The following is a 13,008-nucleotide window of genomic DNA, read 5'->3' as shown; positions in this document are numbered from 1 at the left end:
TCAGGACGTACGCACCTCGTACGTCGCCACCGCCACCGCATCGTCGTCCAGGCACCGCCCCGACTCCAGCTCGAAGCGCTGCTTGAGCAGGGGCGAGGCCACGAACGGGCGGCCCTGGTGGGAGCCGATCAGGCCGCGGGAGAGGACGGCGGCGCCGCTGAACGGGTCGCGGTTGTCGATGGCGTACAGGCGGCCCGCGCGGTCCTGGAAGAGGGCGACCTGGCGGCCGTCCGGGAGCAGGGCCGCCACCCCGCGGCCCGGCATCAGCGCGCTCATGTCGCAGACCGTGAACCAGTCGTCCGCCGTGTCGTCGACGCGAAGCTGGACCTTCAGGGTCGTCGTCTCGGGTGCGAGAGTCATCGCTGGGCGCTTCCTTCCAGGGGACGGGTGCCGATGGTCAGCAGCGGCAGGTCGGGCTTGATCTGGTCGCGCTCGGGGACGAAGCCGACGACGGGGTCGGGGGTGTCCGGTGCGTTCACGAAGGAGACGAAGCGGGACAGCTTCTCCGGGTCGTTGATGGTCTCGGCCCACTCGTCGCGGTAGTTCGCGACATGCGCAGCCATCAGGGACTCCAGCTCCTCGCAGATGCCCAGGGAGTCATTCACGACCACGTCGCGTACGTGGTCCAGGCCGCCGGGGATCCGCTCCAGCCAGGTCGAGGTGCGCTCCAGGCGGTCGGCCGTGCGGATGTAGAACATCAGGAAACGGTCGATCAGGCGGATCAGTTCGGCGTCGGAGAGGTCCTGTGCGAGCAGGTCCGCGTGGCGCGGGGTGGCGCCGCCGTTGCCGGCCACGTACAGGTTCCAGCCGTTGGCCGTGGCGATCACGCCGAAGTCCTTCGACTGGGCCTCCGCGCACTCGCGCTGGCAGCCGGAGACGGCTGACTTCAGCTTGTGCGGGGAACGCAGCCCCCGGTAGCGCAGCTCCAGATCGATCGCCATGCGTACGGAGTCCTGGACGCCGTAACGGCACCAGGTCTGCCCCACGCACGACTTCACCGTACGCAGCGCCTTTCCGTACGCGTGCCCCGACTCGAAGCCCGCGTCCACCAACCGCGCCCAGATGAGGGGGAGTTGCTCGACGCGTGCGCCGAACATGTCGATGCGCTGGCCACCCGTGATCTTCGTGTAGAGGCCGAAGTCGCGCGCCACTTCCCCGATGACGATGAGCTTCTCGGGGGTGATCTCGCCTCCCGGGATGCGCGGCACGATCGAGTATGAGCCGTTCTTCTGGAGGTTGGCGAGGAAGTGGTCGTTGCTGTCCTGCAAGGCCGCCTGGTCGCCGTCCAGGACGTAGCCGCTCGCGCCGATCGTGGGGGCGAGGGAGGCGATGATCGAGCCCACGGCCGGCTTGCAGATCTCGCAGCCGTCGCCGCCTCGGGCGCCCTCACGGCCGTAACGGTCGAGCAGGTCCTGGTACTTGTTGATGCGCAGGGCGAGGACGATCTCGTACAGCTCCTCGCGGGTCTGCGAGAAGCAGCCGCACAGGCCCTTGTCGACCTCGACGCCGCTGGCCTCCAGCTCGGCGTTGACCAGCTGGCCGAGGACCTTGACGCAACTGCCGCAGCCCGTACCGGCCTTGGTGCACTTCTTGACCTCGGGCACCGTCGTGCACTGGTGGTCGGTGACCGCGCCGCGGATCGTGCCCTTGGTGACGTTGTGGCAGGAGCAGATGACCGCCTCGTCGGGCAGCGCGGACGGGCCGAGCTGGGCGCCGCCGCCGGAGCCCGCCGGGAGCACCAGCTGCTCGGGGGAGACGGGCGGTACGGAACCGGTCAGCGCCCGCAGCGTGCCGTACGCGTCCGCGTCGCCGACCAGGATGCCACCGAGCAGTTCGCCGTCGCGGCCGATGACCAGCTTCTTGTACAGGCCCGAGCGGGAGTCGGAGTAGACGACGTCCAGGCAGTCCTCGGTCGCGCCGTGCGCGTCACCGAAGGAGGCCACGTCCACGCCGAGCAGCTTCAGCTTGGTGGACAGGTCGGCGCCGGTGAACTCGGCCTCGTCCTGCGCGATGGTCGCGGCCACCGTCTCGGCCTGCTCGTAACCGGGCGCCACCAGGCCGTACACCCGGCCGTCGGAGGCCAGCGCGCACTCGCCGATCGCGAAGACGTGCGGGTCGGAGACCGTACGGCACTGCTCGTCGACCGAGATGCCGCCGCGCTCGCCGACCGTCAGCCCGCAGTCGCGGGCCAGCTGGTCGCGGGGGCGGACACCGGCGCTGAACACCACCATGTCGGTGGCCAGCTCGGAGCCGTCGGACAGCTTCATGCCCGTGACGGCGCCCGAGTCGTCGGTCACGATCTCCTGCGTGCCCACGCCCGTGTGGACGGACAGGCCCATGTCCGCGATGGTGCGCAGCAGGGCGGCGCCACCGCCCTCGTCGACCTGCACCGGCATCAGGCGGGGCGCGAACTCCACGATGTGGGCGGTGAGTCCGAGACCCTTCAGCGCGCCCGCGGCCTCCAGGCCGAGCAGACCGCCACCGACCACCGCGCCGGTCGTCGCCTTCTTCGCGTACTCCTCGATCGCGAGGAGGTCCTCGATCGTGCGGTAAACGAAGCAGCCCTCGGCGTCCTTGTTCGGGACCGGCGGCACGAACGGGTACGAGCCGGTGGCCATGACGAGGACGTCGTAGTCGACGACAAGACCGGAGCGGGCGGTCACCCTGCGGGCCTCACGGTCGATGGTCTCGGCCGGGTCGCCGACATACAGCTCGATGCCCTCCTTCTCGATGAACGCCATGTCGGTCATCGAGAGGTCCTCGGGCGTCTTGCCCGAGAAGTACGAGGTCAGCTGGACGCGGTCGTACGCGGGCCGCGGCTCCTCGCACAGCACGACCACGCGGTGCGTGGCGGTCATGCCGCGCTCGGCGAGCGCTTCGAGGAAGCGCTGGCCGACCATGCCATGGCCGACGAGCACGATCGTGGGGGTCGTGGACATCAGGAGCCTCCATCGTTGGTGAGCAGGTGGAGCAGAGGGCCGGTCTCGGGGAGCGGCTCTGCTCCCTCCCAGGCACGGGCGAGCGCGCCGACGGTGCCGAGTTCGCCGACGAGTACGCCGCCGACCACGCGGTCGTTGCGGACGACGACCTTGCGGTAGGTGCCGCGGGTCGCGTCGGCGAGCTGGATGACGTCGTCACCGGGTTGCGGGGTGGGCTCGCCGAAGGCGGCGAGGTCGAGCGGGGTGCCGGAGGCGAGGGTCAGCCGGGTGAGGGCGCGGGTGCCGGTGTAGCGCGCGGCGCCCTCACCCGTCGCCAGCAGCTCGGCCAGCGCTTCGGCCTGCTCGAGGGCGGGTGTCGCGAGACCGTAGACGGTGCCCGCGTGCTGTGCGCAGTCGCCGATCGCCCGGATGTGCGGGTCGGACGTACGCAGCTCGTCGTCGACGATGACGCCCTTGTGCACGGCGAGACCCGCGTCCTGGGCGAGGCCCACGCGCGGGTGCACGCCACAGGTCAGCACCACCAGGTCGGCGTCGAGCGCGTACCCGTCGGCCAGCTCGACCGAGCGGACCGCGCCGCCGACGCAGCGCACGTCGCGTACCCGGCACTCGGTGTGCACCTCGACACCCAGGTCCTTCAGATGCCGGAGCACCAACTTCGAGGCGGACGGGTCGAGTTGGCGTTCCATCAGCCGCTCGGCCTGCTGCGCGAGCACGACCTGCGCGCCTCGCGCGGCGAGCGCGCGGGCGGCCGAGACGCCGAGGAGACCGCCGCCGATGACGACGGCGCGGGCCTGCGGGCGTACCGCCTTGGACAGGCCCAGGCAGTCGTCCATCGTACGGAAGGCATGCACACCCTCCGGCAGCATGTGATCCGCGGTGAAGAGCCCCCGCAAGGGCGGCAGCTTCGCGTTCGACCCGGTCGCCAGGACCAGCGTGTCGTATGCGATCACCGAGCCGTCCGAGCAGTGCACCTGCCGCTCGGTGCGGTCGATGCCGGTGACCCGGGCACGCACCAGCTCCGCGGGCGCGGGCAGGGCGATCACCTCGGGGGCGTACCGCCCGGCCAGCACTTCGGCGAGCAGGACCCGGTTGTACGGGGTGTGCTCCTCCTCACCGATGAGCACGGCGGGCAGCCCGAGCTCGCCGAGCCGCCGGGCGAGCCGTACGCCCGCGAGGCCGGCGCCGATCACCACCACACGCGTATTCGAGGTCATGGTGTCGAGCGTGCGGTGCCGGTGTTACCCGGCCGCATCACAACTGTTTCCCGCGGGGAACGCTGCGCTCAGCGGGGCGGGGGTCGGGGTGTGAGGGTTTCTTGGGCGGGTGCGGGTTGCCTCCGGCGGTTGGGCGGGTGGGTTCGTTGTCGGCTGCCGGTCCGTTGTGGCTGGTCGCGCAGTCCCCGCGCCCCTGGGTGGGTGGTGGGTCGGGGCCGTGGGCCGGTGCGTCAGCCCGTCGCAGGCCGGGCATACGGCCCGGTGTCGGTACACGGTGCGGGTGGCCTGAGACAGAACCTAAGCGACGGGCATACGACGCACCGGCCCACGGCCCCTCCCGCCGGAGGGAGGCTGCGGGCACATCGTGGCTGGTGAGCATGAGGGCTGGCGGTTCCAGGGACGCGCCCTTCAGGGGCGCGGGGAACTGCGCGACCAGCCACGACGGGCCCGCAGTCGCCCATGAATCGAACCCACCCTCCCGGTAGGCGCCCCTGTTCAACCGCCGGAGGCGTCAGCGGGTTCCCGTCAGGTGGGCGAAGACGACCACGTTGCCCTGGTAGCCCGTCGTCGTCGAGTAGTCGCCTCCGCAGGTGATCACGCGGAGCTCCGGGCGTCGGGCGGCCCCGTACACCTTCTTGTCCGGGAAGTCGCGGGCGTCGTACACCTTGACCGCGTCGACCGAGAAGAGGGCGACCGTGCCGTCGTGGCGCTCGACCTCGATCGTGCTGCCGTTCTTTATGGCGCCGAGGCGGTAGAAGACGGCGGGTCCTTCGGCGTTGTCGACGTGTCCGGCGACGATCGCGGTCCCCGTCTCGCCGGGTGTGGTGCCGGCCTCGTACCAACCGGCGAGGTTCTTCTCCGCGGCCGGCGGCACGGCGAGGCCGCCCCGCGGGGTGAGGCCGAGGCCCGTGAGGGGGGCATCCACCCGGATGGACGGGATGCGGACGCGGTCGGGAGGGGAGGGCGGGAGCGGGGCGGCCACGGGCCGGTCGACATGGGCGCCCGCGCGGCCCTGTGCAGCAGACGGCTGCGGCGGCGCGTGAGCCTCGGCGCCACTGCGCACCAGCCACGCACCCGATCCGAAGGCCACCACCGTCACGGCGGTTATGGCGGCATTGCCGACCCTGCGCATGTATGCCCCCTTTGAAACAAGAGATGCGTCCCGATTCCCCCTCCGGGCCGCGAGGGGCGTCGGACCCGGAGGGGGAGGGGACGGCGGTACCGGTGGACAGCGGAGATGTCCGTCAGATCCCGTCGCCTCTCGCCCGGCGATGCAGGAGCCAGGTACCGCCCGCGGCGGCGACGGCGAGCGCCGCCACTCCCGCCGCGGTCTGCACGGGGTCGGGACCGAGTGCGCCACCGACCCCCGTCTTCACGCTTCCTCTCGGGTGCACCTGCTCGTCGGCCCCCTCCCTGGGGGCCAGCGCGACCCTCAGGTCCCCCGACAGCCGCGTACCGCTGGAACAGCGCGCGACGATCTCGTACGTCCCGGGCTGTGCGGACGGCGGCACCCGGAAGCGCCCGACCGCGTTCCGCTCGTGCGCGCTGGGCGTCAGCGTGAAGGCGCCCGCGCCCACCGCGCCCGCGTCCCCCTTCATCGCGCCGTCCGCGCCGCACTTGGCCGTGTTCACCGTGACCTCGGCGCCGGGCGTGACGGTCGACGGGTACACCTCCAGCGGGCCGGTGTCCTCGCCGAACGCGTAGGCGTACGCGGGTGCGGCGGGGAGGCCCGCGGCGGCGACGGCCAGCGCGGTACCGGTTAACAGACGGCATGTTCGCATCGTGCTCGCTCCTCCACCTCGGTCGCATCCCTGCTTTATGGAGGTAAGTGGCAGTCAGCCCGGCCCGCCTCCTGACGAGGCGTCAGAACGGGTATCGGATGGGTGTGTCGGCCGACGTCCCTGGAGGCGTTTCGGCAGGTCATGGGCGTACGGGCAAAAAGTATCGGCGGTGCGGGTGTGAATGGGTGACCGGCCTCTCGGACGAAGGCTCGGGCGACGGCTCCACTGGTGGTCCGGTCGAGTGGTCCGGCCGGGACTTGACCTCAACTTTGGTTGAGATACGAGCCTGTCCCCATGACTTCCACGAACCCCAAGAACTCCGCTACAGACGCACCCATCCATCTCGGCCTGATCATCGGCAGCAACCGCGAGGGCCGCTTCGGACCCGTGATCGCCGACTGGCTGCTGAGCCGGATCCGTGAGCGCGACGACATCGAGGCCGACGTCGTCGACACCGCCGACGTACGACTGCCGACGGCCCTGTCCTACTCACCGTCCGCCGAGGTGACCGCCGAGCTCGCCAAGGTCGGGCCGACACTCGCCGACGCCGACGCGTTCGTCGTCCTCACTCCCGAGTACAACCACTCCTTCCCGGCCCCCCTGAAGAACCTCATCGACTGGCACTACACCGAGTGGCGCGCCAAGCCCGTCGCCTTCGTCTCGTACGGCGGACTCTCCGGCGGCCTCCGCGCCGTCGAACACCTCCGCCAGGTCTTCGCCGAACTCCACGCCGTCACCGTCCGCGACACGGTCTCCTTCCACAACGCGGGCGCCCACTTCGACGACGAGGGCCGCCACCGGGATCCGTCGGCTCCGGACGCCGCCGCAAAGGGAATGCTGGACCAACTGGTGTGGTGGGGACGGACGTTGAGGGAAGCGAAGGAAACGCGGCCGTACGCGGGGTGACGAGTTTTCGTCCCTCACGTCGGGGGATAGGCAAGTGCGCCTTGACAATCCCCAACTGTCAAGGCGTACTTGCCTCATGACTCTTCCAGACCTGGACGAACTCATCGCGGAAGTGGACCGCACCTGCGACACCGCACACCGACCCGGCAGCGGCACGGAGCAGCCCGACTGGCTCGCCCTGCTGACCGTGGCCGCGCGGCTCTCGGGCCAACTACAGGCCCTGGCAGACGACTTGGTCGAGGACTACGTCGAGCACTGCAGAATGCACGGCTGCTCATGGACCGACATCGGCGCCGCCCTGGGCGTGACCCGGCAGGCGGTGCAGCAGCGCTTTCACGCCCCCCACAAGCGATACGCCCCCGACACGATGACCGACGACCTCCGCGAGGCGATGACCCACGTCAAGCGGGCCGCGGTACAGCACCGCAACAACTACATAGGCACCGAGCACCTGTTGTGGGGCCTCACCGCGAAGCCCAACAACGCCACCCGGCTCCTTGAATCGTCCGGTGTCGCCCCTGATGTCGTACACCGTTCGGTCGAGGCCCACTTGAGCATGGGCGCCTCACAAGCCGCCGAACGGATCGCCTGGACTCCGTACTCCCGCAAGGCCATCGCCCTGGCGGAAGAGCAAGCGGGCGCCGCCCTCATCGACTGCGACCACCTGCTGACGGGCCTCGGCCGGGTCGGCCGCGGGGTGGCGGCGACGGTACTGACGGAGGCGGGCTTCAGGGTGGAGGCACGGGAGGAGGCGTAGGTGCGGTCACCCGTCTGCGTCGACTCCTCACATGTGGGGATGGCTCCACAACTGGCTTGGCACGCTGGACAGTTGGGCTCAGTTTTCCCATCCTCGTGAGGACACCCGTACTGACCGCGGTCCCCTCTTCGGAAGGTGACACTCGTGAAGTTCAGCTATGCGATGCTCCCCGACTACCCCCTCGCGGAGTCACTGGACTCCATCAAACTCGCCGACGAACTCGGCTTCCACGCCTGCTATGCCGCCGACGAGACCTGGCACAAGGACCTGTGGCTGCTCTTCGCCGTGGCCGCCGGCCAGACCAGCCGAATCCGCCTGGGCCCGAGCGTCTCCCCGGTCACGCTCCGCGAACCGACCCTGATCGCCCAGGCCCTGGCCACGCTCGACGAACTCTCCGGCGGGCGCGCGGAGGGTGTCCTGTCCAGTGGCAACTTCGGGCTGCTGGCGCAGTACAAAATCGACTGGGCCCGCACCCGCCCACTGTCCCGGGTCAAGGAGGCGCTGCATGTGGTGCGCACCCTGCTGGACGAGGGGACGATCTCGTACGACGGCGAATTCTTCTCGTACGAAGGCCTGTTCACCTTCGCCCGACCGGTCCAGAGCCGGGTGCCGCTCAAGCTCGGGGCGATGCGCGGGCCCAAGTCCTTCGAAGCGGCGGGCGAGTTGTCCGACGGCTGCCATCACGCGCTGAGCTACACCCGCGAGGCCTACGACTACGCGGTGCAACACATCCGGGCCGGAGCCGAGCGCGCCGGCAAGGACTGGCAGTCCCTGGACATCGGCGCCTGGGTCGTCTTCGCGACCGGCCCCGACTCCGCGGCAGCCAAGGACGCGGCCCGCAGCATGGTCGGCATCTACGCCTCCTCGATGCCCGAGGAACAACTACGCCGCAACGGCGTCGACCCCGGCGAGCTCAAACCGATCATCGACGCCATCGCCTCCGGCGACCTGGCCCGCGGCATCGAACTGACCACCCCGGAAATCGCCGAACGCCTCTCCATAGCGGGCACCCCCGAGGAATGCCTGGAGAAAATCCAGCGAGAGATCGCCCCGACCGGCGTGAACCACATGATCTGCGCCATCACCGACCGCACCCTCGTCAAGTCCTTCACCGGCCGCGACCTCCCGGAGGTGGCCGACGTGAACACCCAGCTCCGCCTGATCCACGACGGGATCATGCCGGCGTTCGCGTGATCCGTCGTGGGTCTCCGACTGCCCGGGAGCGGCACCGCGCGGAACGGCAAGCGTCGTGGCGAGGACCGGCCCGACGACTATTGCTGGGGCAGCGCCTGGCTCACCTCGGCGCGGACCGGTCTGCGGCCGCTCACCGCCCAGGCCCGGGCGGTGAGCGCGATGGAACCGTCTGGCCTCCGGGAGACAGCCGCACTGAACACGTCACGCAGCCGGTCCCGGTCGGCGGGGGCGAGGGTGGCCACGTAGCCCGGTGCAGGACCCTGCCCCGCCAGGAAGGGCTTCCACAGGTCGTCGAAGTCGGCGAAGACGGTGGGCACTTCGATCGGGACGGTCGACACGTCGACGAGTCCCGCGTCGTCCCATGCCGCGTGCAACGCCTCCGGACGGCACAGAGGAAACCTGCGGCCTTCGTCCAGTGCGGCTGCGGACGGCTCCACCTTGACGGCGGCCTCCCAGAACCGGCGCAGGAAACCCATGCCCCCGGCGTAGTCCCACACATACGCCGCGACCAGGCCGCCCGGTCGGACGCCCCTGGCCATCTCGGCCACGGCCACGGCGGGCTCGGAAAGAAAGTTCAGTGCACGCCGGGGCGTTCAGGAGTCTGCGGTCATGTGCCCGTGGGGCGGGCCCGTACCTGCATGCGCTCGCCATGGGCCTACTTCTGCAGGGGACGGGCTACGATCCCGCCATGCCGATCAAGGGTGGGGATCTGGCGCGTGCCTTCTGGGCTGTTGACCGCGTCCTCGGAGGACAGCGGCCTCCGACCAGGTCTCAGATGTTCGCAGCGAGGCGGCCACTCGTCGTCTGGCTTGTGGCAGGGATCTTGTGGTGGGGCCTCTTCATCCTCCTCCTCGAGGGAGACGTTCTGCCCGCGCTGGGCATCGGCGTGCTGCTCGGCGGATTGTTGGCGATGTTCGCCCGGATCGAAAGGGGCCGCCAGCGTCGGCTCGTGCGCCTGGGAGTCTGGGACGGTGTCCACGCCCATTCGGTCGGCGAGACCCGCGCCATGGACAAGCGGCGGATCCACGGCGAGAACCTACGGCCCCTGTGCGAGGTGTTGGCGTACTTCGCCGAGCACGACTTCGGGGACTCCGAATGGGAGGTCGTCGAGGCGGCCCTGCCGGAAACGGACATCGAGCGTGATGAGTGGTACAGCCACCGGCTGACCGGCCGACGCACGTTCACCCTGCGGATCGCGGCAGTGCCGGATTCGAGAGACGCCTTCGTCGAGATCTACGGGGTGTTGGGTGGCCGCGGAAAGTTCCTGATCGCGGGGGTGCTGCACGTGTTCGGCAAGTATCGCGTCAGCTGATCTTCTCGCGAGCCGGAATGGCGATGAGTTCGGTCAGACAGGCCATCTGCTGCAGCCCGCGGAATGAGGGCAACGCATCCGGGAAGCCCGAACCTTCGTGCAGAGCGTGTTTCCCGTGCGCTGACCCACCAAGTCAGTGTGCCGCTCCGGTCGTCAACCTCTTTGTAAGCAGGGCTGTTTGGAAGACCGTCCAGGTGGCAGGGCGGACGTGGAGGGACGGGCCGGTGGGGTTCTTCGAGTCGCGTATGGCGATGGTGGTGGGGATGTTGGTGGCTACTTCGACGCACTCGGCTTCGGGGTCGCTATAGGTGGACTTGCAGTACTGGAATTCAGGCACGGTCACAGTTCCTTACGGAGCTTGTGGAGGAACAGCACGGACTCCCGTTGATCGAGGGAGCGTTCGGCGATCATCTCGAACAGCTCATCGTAGGCAGCAGCGCCCTCTCCGCCTTCCACCCACCGCTGAGCGAAGGGGGCCTCCACGTAGACGATGTCCATGGCTCCGGGCTCGGCGAACGAGATGATGTTGAACGAGCCGTTCAAGCCGAAGTGCGTGCCTGCACTGAACGGGAAGATCTGGAGACCGACGTTCGGCAAGTCGGCCATCTGCGCCAGGTGGTCGAGTTGCCTGCGCGCCTCTTCCGTTCCGCCAGGGAAGTTCCGGAGCACTGCCTCGTAGATCACAGTCCGCAGCGAGAGGGGTGGGTCCTCCGAGAGGCGCTGTTGCCGTGCGAGCCGTGCAGCGACGAACTCCTCGTCGGACTGCCTGTTCGTGGCCGCTGACGTGATGGGGTTGCTGCGCAGAGCCCGTACGTATTCGGCGGTTTGAAGCAGTCCAGGGACGAACGCGGGTTGCCACACCTTGATCGTCGTTGCGGCGCTCTCCAGAGTGACGTACTCCTGCATGTCCCTGCCCGGAGGTGAGCGACATGGTCGCCCCCGAAGAGCCTGAAAAGTCTGACGGAGCCCAGCTCCAGTACGACCGTCTTGACTACACCCCGCTCCCCAAAAGCGTCACCCTCGCCCGCCGTCGCGCCCACCGCCTCCTCACCGACTGGGGTCACCCCGAACTCGCCGCAGACACAGCCCTGTTGGTGTCCGAGCTGGGCGGTAACGCCGTACTGCACGGGTGCCTGCGCGACCGGCTTTTCCGGATGGAACTCACCCTCACCGAGCTAGCCGTACACGTCTCCGTCTCCGACCCGAAGGGCGAGGTGCAGCCGAGCCTTCGAGAGGCGGCCGCGGACGACATGTTCGGGCGCGGGCTGCTGATCGTCAGGGAGATCGCCGACCGGTGAGGCGTGTCTGAGCTGAAGGTCGGCAAGTCCGTATGGTGCGGCTGGACGTAGTACGCCAGGCGGCCTCCACCCACTACCGTGAGCCCAGCGAATCCCGGCTCCATAGGAGGACGACGATGGCCGAACCGCTGAAGACCTTCGTCAATGGTGTCGAGGTCGAGGTGCCCAACAGCATCCCCGACATCCGCGCCGCTCTCCCGGAAGGGCGGCGCGAGGAGTTCGACCGCGCTATGAACGAGGCCGGCGTGCATGACATCCACGCCGTCATGCGGCACTGGATGCTGGAGGCCGTGCCCGACTCGGAGGCCGACGCGCTGCTGGCGCGGCTCGCCGCGGATGAGGCCGAGAGGCGGGGCGTCGCTTGAGCTACCGCATCAGCTACGCGCCGCCCGCCGACGACACCCTGGCCAAGATGCGGAATGCCGAAGCGTTCAGGGATGCCATGGGGCGGACCATCGGCCGAGATCCGTACGGCCACGGATCGACCGCCGTCAGGGGCGAGCGAGACCGGCGGGAGGCGACCGTCCTCGGTGCCATCGTTCTCTACTACGTCTCGGGATCCGTGCTGACCGTGACCGTGGTCAGGCTCGTTCCCGGGCTGTGAGCGAGGGTCTCGGCTCCGAGGAGATCGGCGTGCGGCGGCGGTGGAGCGGATGCGGCGGATGGTTGCTGAGGGGGAGATTGACTTCTCGGTCATCGAGGTCAGCAAGGTCATGGAGGACGCCGGGACGGACGCCCGTGTGACGCCCGCGTTTCCCGACGTACGGCCGTCGCCCCGGACGTAAGCCGAGGCCACCGTACGTGTGAGGAGTGAGAATCGTTCTGCGAAGGTCTGGAAAGGAGATCGATCATGGCCATGGCCGACTGGCTCACCGTCCTGACCACGACGGACGCCCCGGAGAAGGCGGACGCGCTCGCGCGGGGCGCGGTCGCGGCGCGTGTCGCCGCGTGCGCGCAGATCTCCGGGCCAGTGACGTCCGTCTACCGCTGGAAGGGGCAGATCGAGACCGCGTCCGAGTGGCAGGTGCTCTTCAAGACCACGGAGACGCGGTACGCGGAGCTGGAGGCGTATCTGCGCGAGGCGCACGACTATGACACGCCGGAGATCATCGCCACGCCGGTGGTGCGGGGGAGTGCGGCGTATCTGGAGTGGCTGGAGCAGGAGACGGCGGGGTGAGCCGTCTGCCCTTCTTCGTGTACGGAACGCTGCGGCCCGGCGAGCCCAACCACGACCTCTTCCTCCTCGGCCGCACCGTTTCCGAGGTGTCGGGACGGCTGCCGGGGGCGGTGCTGTACGAGGGGCCCGGCTATCCGTACGCCGTGGAGGAAGCAGGGGGTGTGGTGTGCGGCGAGCTGATCACTCCCTTGCCTGAGCGGTACGGCCAACTCCTGCTCGCCCTCGATCGGTTGGAGGACTACGCGCCGGGGGATCCAGGCAACCTGTACGAGCGCGTGGCTCGGGACGTGGCGCTCGGAGACGGTACGAGTGTCCAGGCCTGGGTGTACGTGGCTGCGCCTGCGGTGGCGGCTCGACTGCGGGCGCGCGGCAAGCTCATCGAGGGTGGGGACTGGCGGGGGTGGGGTTGTTGAAGGGGTGGGCGCGGGGC

The 13,008-nt window shown here is 69.4% G+C and carries 18 protein-coding genes; 10 read left to right on the top strand and 8 right to left on the bottom strand.

Annotated elements, in window-relative coordinates; genetic code table 11:
• The 5 genes from nirD to ACYVO6_RS29345 form a co-directional block, all read right to left on the bottom strand.
• Window positions 1-360 (bottom strand): nitrite reductase small subunit NirD, encoded by a 360-nt coding sequence (nirD, locus tag ACYVO6_RS29365; RefSeq protein WP_461066364.1) that lies wholly within the window; start codon window positions 358-360, stop codon window positions 1-3.
• Window positions 357-2,939 (bottom strand): nitrite reductase large subunit NirB, encoded by a 2,583-nt coding sequence (nirB, locus tag ACYVO6_RS29360; protein WP_461066362.1) that lies wholly within the window; start codon window positions 2,937-2,939, stop codon window positions 357-359. Before nirB ends, nirD begins: the two co-directional genes overlap by 4 nt.
• A complete protein-coding gene (locus ACYVO6_RS29355) occupies window positions 2,939-4,153 on the bottom strand; it encodes an NAD(P)/FAD-dependent oxidoreductase (protein ID WP_461066360.1) in 1,215 nt (404 codons plus the stop codon). Before ACYVO6_RS29355 ends, nirB begins: the two co-directional genes overlap by 1 nt.
• 511 nt (window positions 4,154-4,664) lie before the next feature.
• The gene (locus ACYVO6_RS29350; protein WP_461066358.1) at window positions 4,665-5,285 is read right to left on the bottom strand and encodes a class F sortase; all 621 of its coding nucleotides are present in this window, start codon (window positions 5,283-5,285) and stop codon (window positions 4,665-4,667) included.
• 112 nt (window positions 5,286-5,397) lie between these two features.
• Complete coding sequence (locus ACYVO6_RS29345) at window positions 5,398-5,934, bottom strand: hypothetical protein (RefSeq protein ID WP_461066356.1); 537 nt, start codon at window positions 5,932-5,934, stop codon at window positions 5,398-5,400.
• A 294-nt stretch (window positions 5,935-6,228) separates the two neighbouring features.
• On the opposite strand from ACYVO6_RS29345, the gene ACYVO6_RS29340 reads away from it, so the two are divergent.
• From ACYVO6_RS29340 to ACYVO6_RS29330, 3 genes are all read left to right on the top strand, one after another.
• Complete coding sequence (locus tag ACYVO6_RS29340; protein WP_461066354.1) at window positions 6,229-6,840, top strand: NADPH-dependent FMN reductase; 612 nt, start codon at window positions 6,229-6,231, stop codon at window positions 6,838-6,840.
• Window positions 6,841-6,916: 76 nt separating this feature from the next.
• The gene (locus tag ACYVO6_RS29335; RefSeq protein WP_461066352.1) at window positions 6,917-7,597 is read left to right on the top strand and encodes a Clp protease N-terminal domain-containing protein; all 681 of its coding nucleotides are present in this window, start codon (window positions 6,917-6,919) and stop codon (window positions 7,595-7,597) included.
• Between the two features lie 144 nt (window positions 7,598-7,741).
• Window positions 7,742-8,791 (top strand): LLM class flavin-dependent oxidoreductase, encoded by a 1,050-nt coding sequence (locus ACYVO6_RS29330; RefSeq protein WP_461066350.1) that lies wholly within the window; start codon window positions 7,742-7,744, stop codon window positions 8,789-8,791.
• A gap of 77 nt (window positions 8,792-8,868) precedes the next feature.
• On the opposite strand, the gene ACYVO6_RS29325 is transcribed toward ACYVO6_RS29330, so the two are convergent.
• Window positions 8,869-9,345, bottom strand: coding sequence for a hypothetical protein (locus tag ACYVO6_RS29325; RefSeq protein WP_461066348.1), 477 nt, complete (start codon window positions 9,343-9,345; stop codon window positions 8,869-8,871).
• A gap of 257 nt (window positions 9,346-9,602) precedes the next feature.
• Here ACYVO6_RS29325 and ACYVO6_RS29320 point away from each other — a divergent pair, with 257 nt between their 5' ends.
• Window positions 9,603-10,103: a hypothetical protein gene (locus tag ACYVO6_RS29320; RefSeq protein ID WP_461066346.1), complete on the top strand. Its 501-nt coding sequence runs from the start codon at window positions 9,603-9,605 to the stop codon at window positions 10,101-10,103.
• 133 nt (window positions 10,104-10,236) lie between these two features.
• On the opposite strand, the gene ACYVO6_RS29315 is transcribed toward ACYVO6_RS29320, so the two are convergent.
• Together ACYVO6_RS29315 and ACYVO6_RS29310 are read right to left on the bottom strand one after the other, a co-directional pair.
• Window positions 10,237-10,440, bottom strand: coding sequence for a DUF397 domain-containing protein (locus ACYVO6_RS29315; RefSeq protein ID WP_461066344.1), 204 nt, complete (start codon window positions 10,438-10,440; stop codon window positions 10,237-10,239).
• A 2-nt stretch (window positions 10,441-10,442) separates the two neighbouring features.
• Window positions 10,443-11,009: a DUF5753 domain-containing protein gene (locus ACYVO6_RS29310; RefSeq protein WP_461066342.1), complete on the bottom strand. Its 567-nt coding sequence runs from the start codon at window positions 11,007-11,009 to the stop codon at window positions 10,443-10,445.
• A 23-nt stretch (window positions 11,010-11,032) separates the two neighbouring features.
• Between ACYVO6_RS29310 and ACYVO6_RS29305 the strand changes: the two genes are divergently transcribed.
• From ACYVO6_RS29305 to ACYVO6_RS29280, 6 genes are all read left to right on the top strand, one after another.
• Window positions 11,033-11,401: an ATP-binding protein gene (locus ACYVO6_RS29305; RefSeq protein ID WP_461066340.1), complete on the top strand. Its 369-nt coding sequence runs from the start codon at window positions 11,033-11,035 to the stop codon at window positions 11,399-11,401.
• Between the two features lie 116 nt (window positions 11,402-11,517).
• Window positions 11,518-11,766 (top strand): hypothetical protein, encoded by a 249-nt coding sequence (locus ACYVO6_RS29300; RefSeq protein WP_461066338.1) that lies wholly within the window; start codon window positions 11,518-11,520, stop codon window positions 11,764-11,766.
• Window positions 11,763-12,005 carry a hypothetical protein gene (locus tag ACYVO6_RS29295; RefSeq protein ID WP_461066336.1) on the top strand — a complete coding sequence of 81 codons (243 nt, stop codon included), beginning with the start codon at window positions 11,763-11,765 and terminating at the stop codon, window positions 12,003-12,005. Before ACYVO6_RS29300 ends, ACYVO6_RS29295 begins: the two co-directional genes overlap by 4 nt.
• 58 nt (window positions 12,006-12,063) lie before the next feature.
• The gene (locus ACYVO6_RS29290; RefSeq protein ID WP_461066334.1) at window positions 12,064-12,186 is read left to right on the top strand and encodes a hypothetical protein; all 123 of its coding nucleotides are present in this window, start codon (window positions 12,064-12,066) and stop codon (window positions 12,184-12,186) included.
• Between the two features lie 71 nt (window positions 12,187-12,257).
• Entirely contained in the window at window positions 12,258-12,578 is a 321-nt protein-coding gene (gene cutA, locus ACYVO6_RS29285; protein WP_461066484.1) for a divalent-cation tolerance protein CutA, read from the top strand.
• Window positions 12,575-12,991, top strand: coding sequence for a gamma-glutamylcyclotransferase family protein (locus ACYVO6_RS29280; RefSeq protein WP_461066332.1), 417 nt, complete (start codon window positions 12,575-12,577; stop codon window positions 12,989-12,991). The genes cutA and ACYVO6_RS29280 overlap by 4 nt, the downstream gene beginning before the upstream one ends.
• The last annotated feature ends 17 nt before the right edge of the window (window positions 12,992-13,008 follow it).

This window comes from Streptomyces pseudoechinosporeus (assembly GCF_054783935.1).
Note: the sequence above shows the minus strand (reverse complement) of the source record. Positions and strands in the feature narration are given on the sequence as shown.